At 63.8% G+C, this 16107-nt stretch carries 20 protein-coding genes; 7 read left to right on the forward strand and 13 right to left on the reverse strand.

What is annotated here, in order from left to right:
• Positions 1-28: 28 nt before the first annotated feature.
• Positions 29-1141, reverse strand: coding sequence for an S-(hydroxymethyl)glutathione dehydrogenase/class III alcohol dehydrogenase (locus tag BMX27_RS10935; RefSeq protein ID WP_090159863.1), 1113 nt, complete (start codon positions 1139-1141; stop codon positions 29-31).
• 105 nt (positions 1142-1246) lie between these two features.
• Between BMX27_RS10935 and BMX27_RS10940 the strand changes: the two genes are divergently transcribed.
• From BMX27_RS10940 to BMX27_RS10950, 3 genes are all read left to right on the forward strand, one after another.
• A complete protein-coding gene (locus BMX27_RS10940) occupies positions 1247-1501 on the forward strand; it encodes an I78 family peptidase inhibitor (RefSeq protein ID WP_056035306.1) in 255 nt (84 codons plus the stop codon).
• Positions 1492-1797, forward strand: coding sequence for an I78 family peptidase inhibitor (locus BMX27_RS10945; RefSeq protein WP_256212477.1), 306 nt, complete (start codon positions 1492-1494; stop codon positions 1795-1797). Before BMX27_RS10940 ends, BMX27_RS10945 begins: the two co-directional genes overlap by 10 nt.
• A 196-nt stretch (positions 1798-1993) precedes the next feature.
• Positions 1994-2335, forward strand: coding sequence for a DUF2794 domain-containing protein (locus BMX27_RS10950; protein ID WP_056035299.1), 342 nt, complete (start codon positions 1994-1996; stop codon positions 2333-2335).
• Positions 2336-2398: 63 nt separating this feature from the next.
• Here the strand turns inward: BMX27_RS10950 and BMX27_RS10955 are convergent, their stop codons facing one another.
• The 3 genes from BMX27_RS10955 to BMX27_RS10965 form a co-directional block, all read right to left on the reverse strand.
• Positions 2399-3229: a C40 family peptidase gene (locus BMX27_RS10955; protein WP_090159864.1), complete on the reverse strand. Its 831-nt coding sequence runs from the start codon at positions 3227-3229 to the stop codon at positions 2399-2401.
• Entirely contained in the window at positions 3226-4593 is a 1368-nt protein-coding gene (locus BMX27_RS10960) for a leucyl aminopeptidase family protein (RefSeq protein WP_090159865.1), read from the reverse strand. Before BMX27_RS10960 ends, BMX27_RS10955 begins: the two co-directional genes overlap by 4 nt.
• A 66-nt stretch (positions 4594-4659) precedes the next feature.
• A complete protein-coding gene (locus tag BMX27_RS10965) occupies positions 4660-5034 on the reverse strand; it encodes a hypothetical protein (protein WP_143056812.1) in 375 nt (124 codons plus the stop codon).
• 143 nt (positions 5035-5177) lie between these two features.
• Here BMX27_RS10965 and BMX27_RS10970 point away from each other — a divergent pair, with 143 nt between their 5' ends.
• Both BMX27_RS10970 and BMX27_RS10975 read left to right on the forward strand, forming a co-directional pair.
• Positions 5178-5825, forward strand: a complete 648-nt coding sequence (locus tag BMX27_RS10970) for a carbonic anhydrase (protein WP_090159867.1) — start codon at positions 5178-5180, stop codon at positions 5823-5825.
• A gap of 79 nt (positions 5826-5904) precedes the next feature.
• Entirely contained in the window at positions 5905-7125 is a 1221-nt protein-coding gene (locus BMX27_RS10975) for a GGDEF domain-containing protein (protein WP_177172708.1), read from the forward strand.
• A gap of 68 nt (positions 7126-7193) precedes the next feature.
• Here the strand turns inward: BMX27_RS10975 and BMX27_RS10980 are convergent, their stop codons facing one another.
• From BMX27_RS10980 to BMX27_RS11005, 6 genes are all read right to left on the reverse strand, one after another.
• A complete protein-coding gene (locus BMX27_RS10980) occupies positions 7194-8216 on the reverse strand; it encodes an aspartate-semialdehyde dehydrogenase (RefSeq protein ID WP_056035283.1) in 1023 nt (340 codons plus the stop codon).
• Positions 8217-8354: 138 nt separating this feature from the next.
• A complete protein-coding gene (locus BMX27_RS10985; RefSeq protein WP_090159869.1) occupies positions 8355-8933 on the reverse strand; it encodes a GNAT family N-acetyltransferase in 579 nt (192 codons plus the stop codon).
• Complete coding sequence (gene glp, locus BMX27_RS10990; protein ID WP_090159870.1) at positions 8930-11026, reverse strand: molybdenum cofactor synthesis domain-containing protein; 2097 nt, start codon at positions 11024-11026, stop codon at positions 8930-8932. Before glp ends, BMX27_RS10985 begins: the two co-directional genes overlap by 4 nt.
• A complete protein-coding gene (mobB, locus tag BMX27_RS10995) occupies positions 11023-11517 on the reverse strand; it encodes a molybdopterin-guanine dinucleotide biosynthesis protein B (RefSeq protein WP_090159871.1) in 495 nt (164 codons plus the stop codon). Before mobB ends, glp begins: the two co-directional genes overlap by 4 nt.
• The gene (gene mobA, locus BMX27_RS11000) at positions 11514-12095 is read right to left on the reverse strand and encodes a molybdenum cofactor guanylyltransferase MobA (RefSeq protein WP_090159872.1); all 582 of its coding nucleotides are present in this window, start codon (positions 12093-12095) and stop codon (positions 11514-11516) included. The genes mobB and mobA overlap by 4 nt, the downstream gene beginning before the upstream one ends.
• Before the next feature lie 183 nt (positions 12096-12278).
• Positions 12279-13157: a formate dehydrogenase accessory sulfurtransferase FdhD gene (locus BMX27_RS11005; RefSeq protein WP_090159873.1), complete on the reverse strand. Its 879-nt coding sequence runs from the start codon at positions 13155-13157 to the stop codon at positions 12279-12281.
• 57 nt (positions 13158-13214) lie between these two features.
• Here BMX27_RS11005 and BMX27_RS11010 point away from each other — a divergent pair, with 57 nt between their 5' ends.
• Both BMX27_RS11010 and BMX27_RS11015 read left to right on the forward strand, forming a co-directional pair.
• Positions 13215-13913: an AzlC family ABC transporter permease gene (locus tag BMX27_RS11010; RefSeq protein WP_090159874.1), complete on the forward strand. Its 699-nt coding sequence runs from the start codon at positions 13215-13217 to the stop codon at positions 13911-13913.
• A complete protein-coding gene (locus BMX27_RS11015; RefSeq protein WP_090159875.1) occupies positions 13910-14239 on the forward strand; it encodes an AzlD domain-containing protein in 330 nt (109 codons plus the stop codon). Before BMX27_RS11010 ends, BMX27_RS11015 begins: the two co-directional genes overlap by 4 nt.
• Here the strand turns inward: BMX27_RS11015 and BMX27_RS11020 are convergent.
• From BMX27_RS11020 to BMX27_RS11030, 3 genes are all read right to left on the reverse strand, one after another.
• Positions 14236-14847, reverse strand: a complete 612-nt coding sequence (locus BMX27_RS11020; protein WP_256212478.1) for a hypothetical protein — start codon at positions 14845-14847, stop codon at positions 14236-14238. The genes BMX27_RS11015 and BMX27_RS11020 overlap by 4 nt on opposite strands.
• Positions 14847-14981 (reverse strand): aa3-type cytochrome c oxidase subunit IV, encoded by a 135-nt coding sequence (locus BMX27_RS11025; RefSeq protein ID WP_090160015.1) that lies wholly within the window; start codon positions 14979-14981, stop codon positions 14847-14849. Before BMX27_RS11025 ends, BMX27_RS11020 begins: the two co-directional genes overlap by 1 nt.
• A gap of 73 nt (positions 14982-15054) precedes the next feature.
• On the reverse strand, positions 15055-16098 hold the full coding sequence (locus BMX27_RS11030; RefSeq protein ID WP_090159876.1) for an MBL fold metallo-hydrolase: 1044 nt from the start codon (positions 16096-16098) through the stop codon (positions 15055-15057).
• Positions 16099-16107 lie beyond the last annotated feature (9 nt).

A 16107-nucleotide genomic window follows, 5' to 3' on the forward strand; every position in this document is an offset into this window, starting at 1 on the left:
TTCACATCTTCTTAACCCAAAGCTGTCGTCAGTAGATGACGACGCCGCGGATGCTTTCGCCGCTGTGCATCAGATCAAACCCCTTGTTGATGTCGTCCAGCGGCATCGTGTGGGTGATCATCGGGTCGATCTCGATCTTGCCGTCCATGTACCAATCCACGATCTTGGGCACATCCGTGCGGCCCCGCGCCCCGCCGAACGCCGTCCCGCGCCAACTGCGGCCCGTGACCAGTTGGAACGGGCGCGTGCTGATCTCGGCACCTGCGGGGGCCACGCCGATGATGATGCTCTCGCCCCAGCCCTTGTGCGCGCATTCCAGTGCGGTGCGCATCACGCCCACGTTGCCCGTCGCGTCAAAGGTGTAATCCGCGCCGCCGCACGTCAGTTCGACCAGGTGCCCGACCAGATCGCCCTTGACCTCTTTGGGGTTCACGAAATGCGTCATGCCGAAATGGTCGGCCATCTTCTTTTTCTCGGGGTTCAGGTCGACGCCGACGATCTGACTGGCCCCCGCCAGACGCAGGCCCTGAATGACGTTCAACCCGATCCCGCCCAGGCCAAAGACAACGGCAGTCGATCCGATTTCCACCTTGGCCGTGTTGATCACCGCACCGATGCCCGTGGTCACACCGCAGCCGATGTAGCAGATCTTGTCGAAGGGCGCGTCCTTGCGCACCTTGGCCAGCGCGATTTCCGGGAGGACCGTGTGATTGGCAAAGGTCGAGCAGCCCATGTAATGCAGGATCGGCGTCCCATCCAGCATCGAGAAACGGCTGGTCCCGTCGGGCATCAACCCCTGGCCCTGCGTGCTGCGGATCGACTGGCAAAGGTTGGTTTTCGGGTTCAGGCAGTAATCACACTCGCGACATTCCGGCGTGTAGAGGGGGATCACGTGATCGCCGACCTCCAGGCTGGTGACGCCGGGGCCGACCTCGACCACGACGCCTGCACCTTCGTGCCCGAGGATCGCGGGAAACGCGCCTTCGGGGTCGTCACCCGACCGGGTGAATTCATCGGTGTGGCACAGGCCAGTGGCCTTGATCTCGACCAGAACCTCACCGGCCTTGGGGCCTTCGAGGTTGACCTCCATGATTTCGAGAGGCTGACCTGCCTTGAGGGCGACGGCGGCACGGGTACGCATATGATCGGTCCTTTGTTGATTTGCGGCAATGGTCTGCGAATTGCGGCCGGAATTCAACCCGCGCCCACTTGTCAAAGACCGACTTAGCTTGTCAGGGTGGGGCTCATGAAAATATTGCTTCTTTTGCCGCTGCTCGCGGCCTGCGTCACCGGACCTGCGCCGGTCCCTTCGGACGATGGATGCGGTGCCGCGGGTTACGCGGGCCTGCTGGGCCAGAACATCGCGGCAGTGACCCTGCCGGCGGATCTGAACCACCGTGTCATCGGTCCCAACCAGATGGTGACGATGGATTATGTCGAAAGCCGGGTCAATTTTGAAACCGACATCGTCGGTACGATCATGAGGGTGACATGCGGATAATCTGGACGCTGCCGTTGCTGGCTTTGATGGCCTGCGGAGGATCACCGCGCGGCGTGGCACCCCAGGCGCAGACAGCCGTCGACAACCCCGTACCGATGGGCGTCGACAATTCCTGCGGCGGGCGGCGTTACGGCAGCCTGGTGGGCAAGGACGCCACGGTGCTGGAAACGGTTCTGATCCTGGGGCCCGTGCAGGTCATCCGCCCCGGCGGGATCACGGCACAGGACTATCAGCCGGACCGGATCAATTTCATCGTGGGTGGTGACGGGACGATTACGCAGATCACCTGCGGCTGATCCGTATCGAAGCCTGCCACCGACACCACGCACTGGGTGGGGGCTCATGGCGCGGTGCCGGGGCAGTCCTTCGATACCAGTTCGTTGACATCAAAGCTGGGCGCAAAGACGGACAGACCGTGATGAATCCCGCGTGATTTCGTGTCAGCATCAAGGCAGGGTTGATTTATTGCAGCATTGCCATGATCTTGGGTGAATGACAGATCAAAGCCCGATCCCGTTCAAACCCTACCGCGATGATCGCGTGTCGTTTCATCGCACTGAAATGGCCCCGATCCTGACGGTCTATGGCCGGTTCGTCGCGGCGGGCGAATGGCGCGATTACGGGATCAGCGCCTTGCGTGACGTTGCCGTGTTTTCGGTGTTTCGCAGAACCGCTGAAAACCCCGTTTACCGGATCGAAAAGCGTCCCAAACTGCGGTTGAAGCAAGGCCAATATGCCGTCGTTGGCATGGATGGGCAGGTCCTGAAACGCGGTCACGACCTGCGCCAGGTATTGAGCGTGCTGGAACGCAAGCTGATCCGCATTGTCGACTGATATTATATCACGGTTTCGACATGTTTCGCATGCGAAACATATTATGTCATATTTAACAGTATGTTAACCGGCCCGTTCGGTCAGGCGGCGGCGAGAGGAGACGTCACCGTCGCCCTGGGTTTTGATGCGCAGGATCGCGTTGTCGATGGGTTCATAGACGCAGGCCATGGCGTGGGCGTTGGCATGGATCATCACCTGTTCATCGACCATCATGCCCACGTGGCCCGGCCAGAATATCAGGTCGCCGCGCTGCAACGGGGCGTCGGGGGACAGCGCATCGCCAAGGGCTGCCTCTTGCAGGTCGGCGTCACCGGGGCAGGGGATGTCGCAGGCGGTCAAGGCTGCATGGATCAACCCGGAACAGTCGATGCCGCGCGTGGAATTGCCGCCCCACAGGTAGGGGACGTTGAAATGCAGCTGTGCCACGTTGACCGGATCGGCAAAGGGACGATCCAGCGGGCGCAGGTGCTTTTTCGGGACAAACCCCTGTGGAGTCTCAAAGAATTTGGGCCGTTCGTCGATCACGCGCAGGCGTGCGCCGAACGGCAGGGCCATGGTGGGTTCGGATTTCATGGTCTCTGACGTGTAGGCATGGGTTCCGAATGTGCTGACCCGGTGGGTCGGCCAATGGATATTGTCCAGCCGGTCGGCGGCGACATATCCGCAATAGCCGTTTTCCGTCTGGACGAAGGCCCAACCATTCTGAAATTCCAGCGTCGTGACGTTTTCACCCAGTAGCAGCTGCCGTTCCCGTGCGCCGCCGGGACTGCGGCACAGGTCCGTCACCGAACGCGATAAACGTGCTGGCGTGCCGTCAACCGCAACGCGGTCGGTCAGACCGAGGCTGCGCAGGGCAACCCGGTCGTTGGCGGGCCAAAGCCTGCGATCGGTCACAGGTTCAACAGTTTCGGCAGGGCGTCCAGCAGCGCGCGCGCACCCATCCCGACACCGCCCTTGGGGCGGGCGGGTTTCGCGCTCGGATTCCAGCCGTAGATGTCGAAATGAATGTAAGGCGCGTCGACGAAACGGCGCAGGAACAGGGCTGCGGTGGTGGCCCCGGCCATGCCGCCTGCGGGCGCGTTGTCCAGATCGGCAATACCGGGTTCGATCATCGTCTCGTAGGGGTCGTGGAACGGCAGACGCCAGACGGGGTCTGCCACGGCACGGGCGGAAACGGTCAGCGCATCGGCATGCGCGTCGTCATCCGTGAAAAACGGTGACAGGTCTGGCCCGACGGCGACCCGCGCGGCCCCGGTCAGAGTGGCCATCGATACGATCAGATCGGGGGATTCCTCGGATGCGAGCGCCAGCGCGTCGGCCAGCACCAGCCGTCCCTCTGCGTCGGTATTGTTGATTTCCACCGTCAGCCCCTTGCGGCTGGTCAGGATGTCCTGCGGGCGAAAGGCATTGCCAGAAATACTGTTTTCCACGGCCGGGATCAGCAGGCGCAGACGAATGTTCAGCCCCAGTGCCATGATCATATGCGCAACGCCCAGGGTGGTGGCGGCCCCGCCCATGTCCTTTTTCATCAGGCCCATGGACCCTGCGGGTTTGATGTTCAGGCCGCCGGTGTCGAAACACACGCCCTTGCCAACCAGTGTCAGGGTCGGACCCGTGTTTCCCCAACGCAGGTCAATCAGGCGCGGTGCGCGGGTGCTGGCGCGGCCGACGGTATGGATCATCGGGAAATTCGCCGCCAGCAAGTCATCGCCTGTGGTGACGGTGATATCGGCGCCGTGCTGACGCGCGAGGTCGCGCGCCTGTTGTTCAAGCTCGTCCGGGCCCATCTCGGATGCGGGGGTGTTGATCAGGTCGCGTGTCAGGAACTCGCCCGCGGCAATCGCCTCGATCCGGGCGGCGTCGATGCCGGCGGGCGCGATCAGTTGGGCGGGTGGCTTGGCCGGTTTGCGGTAGCGGTCAAAGTCATAAGAGGCGAGCAACCAGCCCAATGCGGCCTCTTGCATCCGGGCGGGGGGCAGATCGGTCTGGATCGCATAGGTGCCGGCGGGCAAACTGCGGGCCGCCGATCCGACATCAAAACGGCTGCGCTTGCGGCTGGCCTCGGACCCGGCACCGACGAGGGCCATGGCGATGCCCCCCTCGGGCCCCGGCACAGCCAGTGTGGCACCGGCAGCGCCGGTGAAACCCGCCGCATCGGCCCAGGTGCGGGCGCTGTCCGGGATGGTGTCCTGGGCGTCCTGTTCGATGATGTGGAGAGGCACGGCAGAGCTGTCGGGGCTGGCAAAGGTCGCGGACATGGGGGGCCTATGGTTTGGGATCAAATCCAACCTAACCGTCTGGTCAGCCGCGACAAGGCCCAGTGCCTAACCCCCGCGCAGCATCCAGACTTGGCCGATGGCCAAATCGAAACTGCGTTCAAGGCGAGCCATCGTCGCCTCGACCGCGATGCCGTCGCGCTGTCTGGCGCTGTCCGCCACATGGCCTGCGGCTGTCGCGACCTCGATCAGGCCGATCCGGGCGGCGATTGTCGACATGCGTCTGGCCTGACCGGGCAGGTCGTCAAAACCCCCATGGTCACGCCCGTCGCGCATGATTCCCAGGCGGGTGGCCAGATCCTCGAGCGAGGTGGCGATGGTGCGGTCTGCGCGGGCAGCCCCCTGCCGGGCATAGAGGTCCTGCAAAAGGCCATGGTCGATGGCGCAATCCAGAAGGCATTCGAGAACGGTCACTTGGGTCATTTTAGGTGTTTCTCAGGGCTGGGGTTTGGCCCAACCTGCGCGCAACAGGGTTCCCAATTCGTTGAACAAGCTGATTTTAATGCCTCGAATTCCCCTAAAATGCGCGATAGGTTTCAGGGATAAAAATTACGGAAAGCGCGATCATGGACTTCGCAAGACCTCTTCCCGAATACCTGATCACACGGTTTCACGGCTGGCAGGCGACCACATATTCACAGAACAAGGGCTGGTATCGGCGTCTGGCCGACGAAGGGCAGCGCCCGCGCGCGATGATCATCTCCTGCTGCGACAGCCGGGTGCATGTCACCGCGATGTTCGGGGCGGATCAGGGCGAATTCTTTATTCACCGCAATATCGCCAATCTGGTGCCGGCCTTTGTTTCGGATGGTGAACATCACGGCACCTCTGCGGCCGTGGAATACGCGGTTACGTCACTGCATGTGTCGCATCTGGTCGTGATGGGTCATTCAGGTTGTGGCGGTGTCGAAGGCTGTTACGAGATGTGCGAGGGCCATGCCCCCGCGCTGGAGGAGAAAACCAGTTTCGTCGGGCGGTGGATGGATATTCTGCGGCCCGGATACGACCGCTTGCCGCAGGGGGATGATGCGACGCGCAAACGCGCGCTGGAAAAGGAAGGCGTGCTGATCAGCCTTGAAAACCTGATGAGCTTTCCATTCGTGCGGGCAGCCGTCGAGTCGGGTGAGCTGACCTTGCACGGCGTCTGGAACCACATCGGCAATGGCTCGCTCGAGGTTTACGACCCCCCCAGTGGCGCATTCCATCCGATCTAGCGGTCAGACAGGCACGACGTCGTACGGTTGGGGCGTCGATCTAAAGCATTTGTTAATCTCTTGGCGGCACGCTGCACGGATGATGCGGTGGCCCACCTTGTTGCGCGGTTGGAACGGAACTGATGCAGGATATGACATCCTGCTGCGGTTCGCCCAGGATATTGATGCCGCCTATGAGGCAGAGCATGAGGCGGTCCGACTGCGGCTCGTCAACCGGATGGTCGTGTTTGGTCTGGTCATGTACAATGCCTACAACCTGACCGCATATGTGCTGGCCGGCGACGTCTTCTGGCATGGGCTGGTCATGCGGCTTGCTGTGGTGACACCGTTGTCCTTTGCCATGATGATGGTCCTGCAGCGGGTGAATGCGATCTGGCGGGAACGCATCCTGCTGGTCGGCATGATCAATGCCTATCTGGTGCCGGTCTTTGTGTTGTGGTGGTCCCGGTCGCAATGGGCGTTGTTGCTGACAAACGAGATGATCCTGATGATCGTTTTCGCCACGACCCTGATTACCCTGCGTTTTCGGCATGCGATCATCTATACGGCGGTCGTGCTGGGTCTGACGCTGGCCGTGATCTGGACCAACCCGGCCATCGCGACCACGCTGATCTGGCCGCTGACGTTGCAGATGATCCTTGCCGCGGTGTTCTGCCTGCATGCAAACCATCACAGCGAACGGCGACGTTGCGAGGATTACATGCGTGCCTACAGGGCTGCGGATCGGGCGCGAGCCGCTGAAAATTCCGAACGCCGCATGACCATGCTGTCGCTGACCGATGCGCTGACAGGGATTCCCAACCGCCGCAGTTTCGAATGGATGATGTCCGACTGGGTGGCTGGCCACGATGCTGTCGGCTTGATGATGATCGATATCGATCATTTCAAGCTGTACAACGACACGATGGGACATCCGGCAGGCGACGGTTGCCTGCGCCGGGTCGCGGCAACCCTGTCAGCGGTTGCATTGGGACCCGATGTGCAGATCGCCCGTATCGGCGGCGAGGAATTTGCCGTGGTGATGCGGGGCGCGACATCCAGCGGGTCCAAGGCACTTGCCACCGAAATCATCCGCGAAATCCGCGGCATGGCCGACCCGCATCCGGGCCGGCTGGACGGCGTGAACCGGGTCACGATCAGTATCGGGTTGGCCGTGTCATCCGCCGCTGACCCGTTCGACCGCGCGGTGCTGATGTCGGATGCGGATGCCGCGCTCTATCAGGCCAAGCGTGCTGGGCGGGATTGCTGGCGGTTTTCAGAGCCGGCGGGACCGATCGTTGATCTGCGTCAAATCGCGTGATCCCCCCTGCAAAAGCAAACGGGCGGACCTTTCGGCCCGCCCGTGAAACGGTCAGATAACGGGTCTGATCAGCCTTTCTTCAGGCACTCGCGGCCCAGAAGTTCTGCGATCTGCACCGCATTCAGGGCCGCACCCTTGCGCAGGTTATCGGACACGCACCACAGGTTGATGCCGTTGTCGATCGTGCTGTCCTGACGGATGCGGCTGATGAAGGTTGCGAAATCGCCGACACATTCGATTGGCGTGACGTAGCCACCGTCCTCGCGCTTGTCGATCACCATGACGCCGGGTGCCTCGCGCAGGATGTCGCGGGCCTCTTCTTCGTCAAGGAAATCCTCGAATTCGATGTTGATCGATTCCGAATGGCCGACGAACACGGGCACGCGCACGCAGGTTGCCGTGACCTTGATCTTGGGGTCGACGATCTTTTTGGTTTCGACGACCATTTTCCACTCTTCCTTGGTGGACCCGTCTTCCATGAACACGTCGATATGGGGGATGACGTTGAACGCGATCTGTTTGGTGAACTTGGTCACGCCGGTGTTGTCGGTGGGGTTGTAGACCGCCTTGGTCTGGTCCCACAGCGCATCCATGCCTTCCTTGCCCGCGCCGGACACGGACTGGTAGGTGCTGACGACGACGCGTTTGATCCGGGCGCGATCGTGCAGCGGCTTGAGCGCGACAACCATCTGCGCGGTCGAGCAGTTGGGGTTCGCGATGATCATCTTGTTCTTGTAGTCGTGGATCGCCTCGGGGTTCACCTCGGGAACGATCAGCGGGATCTGGCTGTCGTAACGGTAGAGCGAGGAGTTATCGATGACGACGCAGCCGGCCTTGGCGGCAATGGGTGCATATTTCGCGGTCGCCTCGGACCCCACGGCAAACAGGGCCATGTCCCAGCCGGTGAAATCGAAGGCATCGAGGTCCTTGGTTTTCAGAGTTTTCTCACCAAAGCTGACTTCGGTGCCGAGCGAACGGCGGCTGGCAAGTGCGACGATCTCGTCAACGGGGAACGCCCGTTCGGCGAGGATGTTCAGCATTTCGTGGCCCACGTTGCCCGTGGCCCCGACGATGGCGATTCTGTAGCCCATGGTCTGCTCCTTGAATGACGTTGGGCTGTTACGCTGAAACGCTGCAAAGGGAAAGGGCGGATGGTGTGGTCAGGGGGGCGCTGCCCCCGGTGCTGTCGCACCTCCCCCGGGATATTTTGAAAACAGCGATGGGTGCGGTCAGAGGGTTTTGACCATCGTGGTGCTGCTGGTGAAACCAAAGATGTAGCTGAGCGGGCCGATGGTCTGGGTGTTCGTGGCCCTGAAACCGTAGCGCGTATAGAGTGCGCGGGCGCGGGGGTTCGTGTCGATGACATCCAGGCGCACCTTGGCATAGCCGCGTGTGCGGGCCTCTGTGCAGATGGCGTCCAGCAGGGCGGTGCCGATGCCTTGCCCCCGCGCGGTGGGAGCGACGCAGAGGCCGTCCAGCAAAAAGCGGGCGTTGTCGATGTCGCGTTCCAGCAGTGACAGCAGTGCTGCGCGCCAGAGGGCACCGGCCCGGCCATAGATGGCGCGCAGGTCGTGGAACGTGCCGTCGACGAATGCGCCATCGTGTGATTTGAACCCGACGACGCCCAGGAGTGTGCCGTCGTTTGCATGGGCGGCGATGACGTGGTCGGTGCGCATCACGCGGATGATGTAGCGCAGAGCTTTGGCGTCGGGGCCCATGACGCGGGCCAGTTTCTGGCCGAAGGCCTGCCAGTAGAGGGTCGCCGCCGCGTCGCGGTCGGATGCGGGAAGGCCTGCGCGGATGATCATGCGAAGCCCGTGAAGGGCAGGTAGGTCACGGGCGTGCCCGGCGTGATGTCGGCGGCATCGTCCGGCAGTTCAACGAGCCCGGTCGCCCATGATAGACCCGAAACACGGCCTGACCCTTCGGACGGGAAAACCTCTGCCGCACCGTCCGTGATGCGGGCGCGCAGGTATTCGCGGCGGCCGGGCTTCTTGGATTTCGCAAAGGCTGCGGGCACGGTGAAGGATTGGCGCGCGGGCCAGTCGGCCCCGGCGAGCACGGCAAGTGCAGGGTGGGCAAAGATCAGCGCGCAGACCTGGGCGGCGACGGGGTTGCCAGGCAGTCCAAACACGGGCGTGTCGTCCCAGAGCCCCATCGCCAGCGGCCGGCCCGGTTTCACGGCGATGCGCCACAGGGCAAAGCTGCCGGTGGTCGCAAGAAGTGCAGACACGTGATCCTCGTCGCCCGCCGATGCCCCGCCGGATGTCAGGATCGCGTCGCAACGGGTGGCGGCCCCGGTCAGGATGGTGCGGAGTTTGTCGCGGTCATCGGGCGCGCGGTCAAGATCGACGGGCGTGTGACCCCACCCCGCAACATCGGCCAGCAGCATGGCGCGGTTGGCGTCATAGATCTGCCCGTCGGTCGCGGGCGTGCCGGGGTCGCGCAATTCGTCACCTGTGGACAGGACGCCCACGCGCAGGGCCGCGCGGACGCTGACCTGACCCGTACCGCAGGCGGCGAGGGTGGCAAGATCGGCGGCGGTCAGGCGGCGGCCCGCAGGCAGGACGGCGTCGCCGGCCAACATGTCCTCGCCCGCGCGGCGGGCATTGGCGCGCTGTTTCAGCGGGCCATGCAGGGCAATGTGGGTGGCATTGGTATTGACGTCCTCTTGCAGCACCACGGTATCGGTGCCGTCCGGGATATTCGCGCCGGTCAGGATGCGCAGTGCGTGACCGGGCGGCACCGTGCCGTCGAATGGTACGCCAGCGGCGGCGCGACCCGGGTGCAGCGGCAAGGTGTGGGGGCCAGCGGGCAGCGGTCCGGCAAAGGCGTAGCCGTCTACGGCGGCATTGGCATGAGGAGGATGGCTGCGGGTGGCTGCCACGGGGGCGGCAAGGATGCGTCCGGCGGCCTTTGCCAGCGGGATCGTCTGTGTTGCCGTGACCGGGCTGAGCCGGCCGCGCAGGTGGGCCAGGGCTGTGTCCACCGGCGTCCAATGCGCGCCTTGTGGCATGGCGAAACAATCGTTGCGCAGGGGCGGCGGGGTCAGTTGCGCAGCGGCGAGGATGTCCTCTGATCCGACGCCCAGCACCCAGCCTTCGTCACTTGCCGGCACGTCGAGGCAGCGGGCCATCTGCGCGGGCGGCAGGGCCGAAAAGCTGCGCGCGAAAAGGGCGGTCTGGGCGGCGTCCTTGATGTCGTGTGCCTCTGCCGCGAGGGCTGCGGGCAGGAGCGAAAAGTAGGTTTCGGCCAGTGTGATCGCGCGGTCGGCGGGTTGGAACGGCCAGACGGCGATATCCGCACCAAAGCGCGCCCGGAGGCGTGACAGGGTCGGCAGGCCCATGATGACCTGACCACCCACGGCGCCGACACCGCCCAGTTTGAACGGGGATTGCGCACCTTTTGCCGCCATGTCGGCACCGCGAAATTCGGGCAGGCCATGGTCGCCGTAGTCCGCCTTGGTCCGGGGCAGATCCGGGATGTCGGATTTCAGACCATTGAACCAGAACGGGCCAGTGCCGGGGAATCGCGCGTTGATCTGGCCTGCGAGGGCAAATCGGTTGTTGGATTTGGGTGCGTCCTGCACGCGCGCTGCGAACCAGTCCCACAGGGCGAGGGGGTCAGCGTGGCCCGTCAGTGCCTGCGCAAAGCCGCTGGGATAGGCGAAACACAGATCAAAGGCCGCGAGCGTGCGCCGGCCAGCGGCCAGTTCATCGGCGAGCGTGTCGATCAGATAAGCCTCTGCCAAGGCGCGGTTGCGGTGATAGACTGGGGTCTGTGCCTGACCGGCGCGGGCGATACAGGTCCAGATGGCATCGGCGGTCGGACGCGGGCCGCGGTCGTTGCCGCTGGACCAATCCACGGCGATGACCGTGTCAAAGCGGGGATCATGGGTCATGCCAGTCCCACCTCTGTCAGGATAAAATCGGCGATGGCGGCCGTATCGTTCAGGTCCAGCAACGGGCGGTCGATATTGAGCGGGCTGTCGGTAGCGACTGCGCGGATGGTGGGGTCGGTGGTGGCAATCAGTTGATTTTCGGTGACAGCGCGAAAGGCCTCGACCTTGGGGTGCGTGTCGCGTTTGTAGCCTTCGATCAGGACCAGATCGACGGGGGCGAGTTGCGCCAGCAGATCCGCGAGAGGCGGTTCATCCGCGCCACGCAACTCGGTCATGAGCGCCCAGCGGTTGGCGGAGGCGAGCACCACCTGCTGCGCGCCCGCCTGACGGTGGCGGTAGCTGTCCTTGCCGGGTTGATCGACATCGACGCTGTGGTGGGCGTGTTTGATCGTGGACACGGTAAAACCGCGCGCGGTGATTTCGGCGACGAGGCGTTCCATCAGTCCGGTCTTGCCTGCGTTTTTCCAGCCGGTGATGCCGTAGATTTTCATAACATGGCCTGTGCAGTGGCAAGATCGTCAGGGGTGTTCACGTTGAAAAACGCAGCATCGTCGGGAAATTCCGCCGTGCCGGCATCATGGGCGCGGGTGAACTGGACGACCTTGCGGGTGCCGTCGTGCAGGGCCTGTCGCAGCGCGTTGCGCAAGCTGACGGGCCAGAGGCCAAAAGTCGGCTGCCGCCCGCCCGGTGACGCGGCCAGCGCCAGGCCTGCCGCGCCGCCCGCCAGCTGGAGTTGCGGGACCAGATCGCAGGGCAGGAACGGCGTGTCGGCGGCGGCGGTGACGATGTGGCTGTGGCCGGTCGTAGCCGCATGGTCGAGGCCCGCCAGCACGCCTGCCAGCGGTCCGGGGTGATCTGCGATGCTATCCGCGATCACGGTCAGACCAAGAGGTGCAAAGCGTGCCGGATCGCCGTTGGCGTTCAGCGCCAGCCCGTCGCATTGCGGGTCCAGTCGTGCGATGACGTGGTCGATGATGCGGCTGGTGTGGAGGCGCAAGAGCCCCTTGTCCCCGCCGCCCATGCGGGTGGCCTGACCGCCTGCAAGGATGATGCCAAGTGGTGCCCTCATGGTCGGCCCGCGCCGCTGTTTCGCTGACGCGAAAGGCGCACCGCCCGCCGACCCGTATCGCATTGCTGTTCGGTTTGCGCCTGAACAGGGTGTGTGTTCCCGGGGCGCTGCCCCGGACCCCGGGATATTTGCGACCAGAAGAAGACCGCCATGCGGCCAGGTCTGTCGAATATGTCACACATGTCAGGCACTGCCCTTGCGGGCCGATTTGCGCGGCTCGTCAGCCTGCGCTGCGGGGTCGGCGTCGCGGATCAGGCGATGTTCGCCTGACAGACAGACGAAGCGCTGCCCTTTCATGCGACCGATCAGGGTCAGGCCGACCTGTCGGGCAATTTCCACACCCCAGGCGGTAAAGCCCGACCGGGACACCAGTGTCGGGATGCCCATCAGCGCGGTCTTGATCACCATTTCGGAGGTCAGGCGGCCTGTCGTGTAGAGGATCTTGTCGCCCGGTGTTTCGGTTTCGGAAAACATCCAGCCAGCGATCTTGTCGACGGCATTGTGGCGGCCCACGTCCTCCATGTAGATCAGCGGCTGGGCATCACGGCACAGGACGGTGCCGTGGATTGCACCTGCCGCAAGATACAGGCTGGGCGTGCGGTTGATCTGGTGCGACAGCGCGTAGAGGTGCGATGTCCGGACAGGCGTATCCGGCAGGGTCAGGCCGTCCAGACCTTCCATCATGTCGCCGAATACGGTGCCGACGGCGCAACCGGATGTCCGGGTCTTGCGGGCGAGTTTGTCCTCGTGGTTGGTTTGCTGCGCGGTGCGGACGACGACGGTTTCGACCTCTTCGTCGTAGTCCACGCGGGTCACCTGATCGCTGCGTTTCAGCATGCCCTGATTGAGCAGAAACCCCAAGGCGAGATATTCGGGATGATCGCCGATCGTCATCGCGGTGACGATTTCACGTGCGTTGAGGTAGATCGTGAGGGGGCGTTCCTCGACCACGGCGAGGTCGACGGGCGCACCCGTGTGATCGGTGCCTGTGACGCTGCGGGTCAGGCGCGGGTCATCCGGCGCGGGAGCGATCCGGATGCCGGGGGGGATGAGATTGGTCAATTGCAGTTCCTGTGGGTCAGGCGTAACCGGGTGAGGACTGAAACTTAGGGGGAAACCATGGCCCTTGCCACCGGGAAATCAGCCTATCTGCAAGGTGTCCGCGACGGGATGCCGTTTTTGCTGGTTGCCGTGCCTTTTGCTGCCCTGTTCGGCGTGTCGGCCGTCGAGGCGGGGTTGAGCATCGGGCAGGCCATGGGGTTCAGCGTGCTGGTGATCGCCGGTGCGTCGCAATTTGCCGCGTTGCAGATGATCGTGGACAATGCGGGCGTTGCGCTGACCTTGCTGGCGGCGCTGGCGGTCAACCTGCGCATGGCGATGTACAGCGCGTCGCTGGTGCCCTATCTGGGTGAGGCCCCGCTGTGGAAACGCGCCTGCGTGTCCTATCTGCTGTTCGATCAGAGCTATGTCGCTGCTGTCGCGCGCTACGAGGCCGATGGTATGATGCGCCTGCGTGACCGGGTCGCGTTTTTCTTTGGTGTGGCGACGCCGATCGCGCCGACCTGGGTGCTGGCGACGCTGGCGGGTGCGCTCTTGGGGGCGCGCATCCCGGATGCGGCGGCGCTGGATTTCGCGCTGCCGATCACATTTATCGCGATGGTGGGGCCGATGCTGCGGACGCTGGCGCATGTGGCGGCGGCACTGGTGTCGGTTGTCGTGGGGTTGGCGCTGGTCGGGTTGCCGTCGGGCACGGGGCTGTTGATCGCGGCTGCCTGTGCGATGGCGGCAGGTGTGATTGTCGAGGGGAGGCGGGCATGACTGATGCAGTGATCTGGACGGTGATCCTGGCGCTGGGCGTGGGGACGTTTCTGATCCGGTTCTCGTTTCTGGGGCTGATCGGAACGCGGCCGATGCCGCCGCTGGTGTTGCGCCTGCTGCGGTATACGCCTGTTGCGGTGCTGCCGGGGCTGGTGGCACCCTTGGTGGTGTGGCCTGCGGCAACGGAGGGCGCACCGGAACCCGCGCGTCTGTGCGCCGCTGCGGTGGCGCTGGCGGTGGGGTTGTGGACGCGCAGCGTGATACCCGCCGTGTTGGCAGGGTTTGCGACACTGTATCTGGGGCTGTGGCTGACGGGCGCGTTCTAGCGCATCTGCATTTCGATTTCGGCCAGCGCCAGCGCCTTGTTGTCGGGATCGTTTTCGCGCCATTCGCGTGTCGTGACACCCGGCAGTGCGCCGAACGCATCCGACAGCCGGTTGGGCGAGAACGTGCTTGGCAGCCGCTCAAACCCTGGCAAGGCGCGCAGGATGCCGGATGTGGCACGCGCACAGAAGGCCTGCGGCACGGGGCCGTTCGTCAGCGCGAGGGTCGCGGCCCGTTCGGCCACGGCATCACTGACGGGGATCGTCTGGGCGATGACATAGAACGTCTGTCGCGCGTGGTACGAGACGTAATAGGCCTCGACCTCGGGAGTCATGCCAAAGAGCACGTCGTTGCGTTCCGCGACAAAACTGTGGCGGAACGATCCGGCGGGGTCGAACATGATCCGCTGGCTTGGTGCGTCGATCAGCAGCGCGGTATGCGCGCCGCTGTCGTTGGAAATGCTGCGCATCGTGTACAGCGTCAGCACGCGCGGACCGGGGCCTGCGAACTGGCGCTGGGCGATCAGGTCGGGCGGTGATGATGTCTGCGGTGCGGAACAGCTTGCAAGCGCGGCAGCCCCGCCAAGCAGGACAAGACGCCGGGTCAGCATCAGCCGTTGACGAGCGCGAGGAAGATCAGCAGGACGATGATCGCGACGGCTCCGCGCGAAATGAACCACATGAACCAATCAAAGGTCTTTTCGTGTTCGGTGGTGTCCATTTCGCCGTGCTTGTGGTCTGACATGTCTGTGTCCCCTGGGTGTGCTTTGGCGCTGAAATAGCCCATTCGGGCGGGGCTGTCACGCCCTGCGGATGGTCTATTCGGTCGCAATGCCGTCAGGTGCTGCCGTGAAATACCACGCGCCGTCATCGGCCAGTTCACGTGTCGCGCGCCCGGCCTGATGCAGATGATTCAGATGGGCAACCGATTCCACCAACGCGAGCCCGTAGGTGCCTGCGTCGATGGTGCGTTTGAACAGAACGGGAAAGCATTGGGCCGCCGTGCGGGGGGCGTCGAGGTAGGCGGCCAACCGCGCCAGAGCGTTGTGGTGATTGTCGATCATCTGCCGCAGACGCAACGGCAGGCCCGTATAGGGCAGTTTGTGTCCGCCGAGGATCAGTTGATCCGGGAGGGCATGCGGCAGGAACCGGTTACAGGATTCGATCCAGTCGGCAACGGGGTCCGCGTCGGGTTCTGTGGGATAAACGCCAAGGTTCGGGCTGATCGACAACAGCAGTTGATCGCCACCCAGCACGACGTCGCCGTCGCGCGACCACAGGGTCGCGTGTTCCGGCGCATGGCCGTCACCCATGCGGATGTCCCAGGTGCGGCCTGCTGCGGTCAGGGTGCCGCCTTCGATCAGGCGGGTAAAACCCAGCGGCAGGGCATGTACGCAATCGGCAAAATTGAAGGGACGTTCAGCGCTGCGCCTGGCCAGCGTGGGGCCATCCATCCCGGCGCGCGTCCAGAATGCGATCTGTTCCGGCAGGGGTTCGGATTGTTCGTCCAAAATCAGCATCCGCGCCTGAAGATAGGCCGTGCGCGTGGTCAGCAGTTCCGCGCCCTGGGCCATGAACCAACCAGCCAGCCCGATGTGATCGGGGTGGTGGTGGGTGACCAGAACACGGGTGACGGGTTTGCCTGCCAGCGGTCCATCCAGAAGATCCTGCCAGATCGCGCGGGTCTTGCGCGTGTCGAACCCGGTATCGACGATCGTCCAGCCATCCCCGTCGTCCAGCGCATAGACATTGACGTGATCCAGCGCCATCGGCAGCGGCAGTCGCATCCACAGGATGCCGGGGGCCACCGTGATGGCGGTGCCGGGTGCGGGTGGGTCGGGAAAGGGTGTTGCAATCTTCATGCCTGACCT

Source organism: Loktanella sp. DSM 29012, from assembly GCF_900110705.1.
GTDB lineage: Bacteria > Pseudomonadota > Alphaproteobacteria > Rhodobacterales > Rhodobacteraceae > Loktanella > Loktanella gaetbuli.

Coding starts and splice junctions, on each gene's coding strand:
- BMX27_RS11010 (WP_090159874.1), top strand. CDS start 13,215: ATGGCCCTTGCCACCGGGAAATCAGCCTATCTGCAAGGTGTCCGCGAC.
- BMX27_RS10975 (WP_177172708.1), top strand. CDS start 5,905: ATGATGCGGTGGCCCACCTTGTTGCGCGGTTGGAACGGAACTGATGCA.
- BMX27_RS10935 (WP_090159863.1), bottom strand. CDS start 1,141: ATGCGTACCCGTGCCGCCGTCGCCCTCAAGGCAGGTCAGCCTCTCGAA.
- BMX27_RS10960 (WP_090159865.1), bottom strand. CDS start 4,593: ATGTCCGCGACCTTTGCCAGCCCCGACAGCTCTGCCGTGCCTCTCCAC.
- BMX27_RS11015 (WP_090159875.1), top strand. CDS start 13,910: ATGACTGATGCAGTGATCTGGACGGTGATCCTGGCGCTGGGCGTGGGG.
- BMX27_RS10940 (WP_056035306.1), top strand. CDS start 1,247: ATGAAAATATTGCTTCTTTTGCCGCTGCTCGCGGCCTGCGTCACCGGA.
- BMX27_RS11025 (WP_090160015.1), bottom strand. CDS start 14,981: ATGTCAGACCACAAGCACGGCGAAATGGACACCACCGAACACGAAAAG.
- mobA (WP_090159872.1), bottom strand. CDS start 12,095: ATGAGGGCACCACTTGGCATCATCCTTGCAGGCGGTCAGGCCACCCGC.
- BMX27_RS10965 (WP_143056812.1), bottom strand. CDS start 5,034: ATGACCCAAGTGACCGTTCTCGAATGCCTTCTGGATTGCGCCATCGAC.
- BMX27_RS10985 (WP_090159869.1), bottom strand. CDS start 8,933: ATGATCATCCGCGCAGGCCTTCCCGCATCCGACCGCGACGCGGCGGCG.
- BMX27_RS10950 (WP_056035299.1), top strand. CDS start 1,994: ATGACAGATCAAAGCCCGATCCCGTTCAAACCCTACCGCGATGATCGC.
- BMX27_RS11030 (WP_090159876.1), bottom strand. CDS start 16,098: ATGAAGATTGCAACACCCTTTCCCGACCCACCCGCACCCGGCACCGCC.
- mobB (WP_090159871.1), bottom strand. CDS start 11,517: ATGAAAATCTACGGCATCACCGGCTGGAAAAACGCAGGCAAGACCGGA.
- BMX27_RS11020 (WP_256212478.1), bottom strand. CDS start 14,847: ATGCTGACCCGGCGTCTTGTCCTGCTTGGCGGGGCTGCCGCGCTTGCA.
- BMX27_RS10970 (WP_090159867.1), top strand. CDS start 5,178: ATGGACTTCGCAAGACCTCTTCCCGAATACCTGATCACACGGTTTCAC.
- BMX27_RS10945 (WP_256212477.1), top strand. CDS start 1,492: ATGCGGATAATCTGGACGCTGCCGTTGCTGGCTTTGATGGCCTGCGGA.
- BMX27_RS10980 (WP_056035283.1), bottom strand. CDS start 8,216: ATGGGCTACAGAATCGCCATCGTCGGGGCCACGGGCAACGTGGGCCAC.
- glp (WP_090159870.1), bottom strand. CDS start 11,026: ATGACCCATGATCCCCGCTTTGACACGGTCATCGCCGTGGATTGGTCC.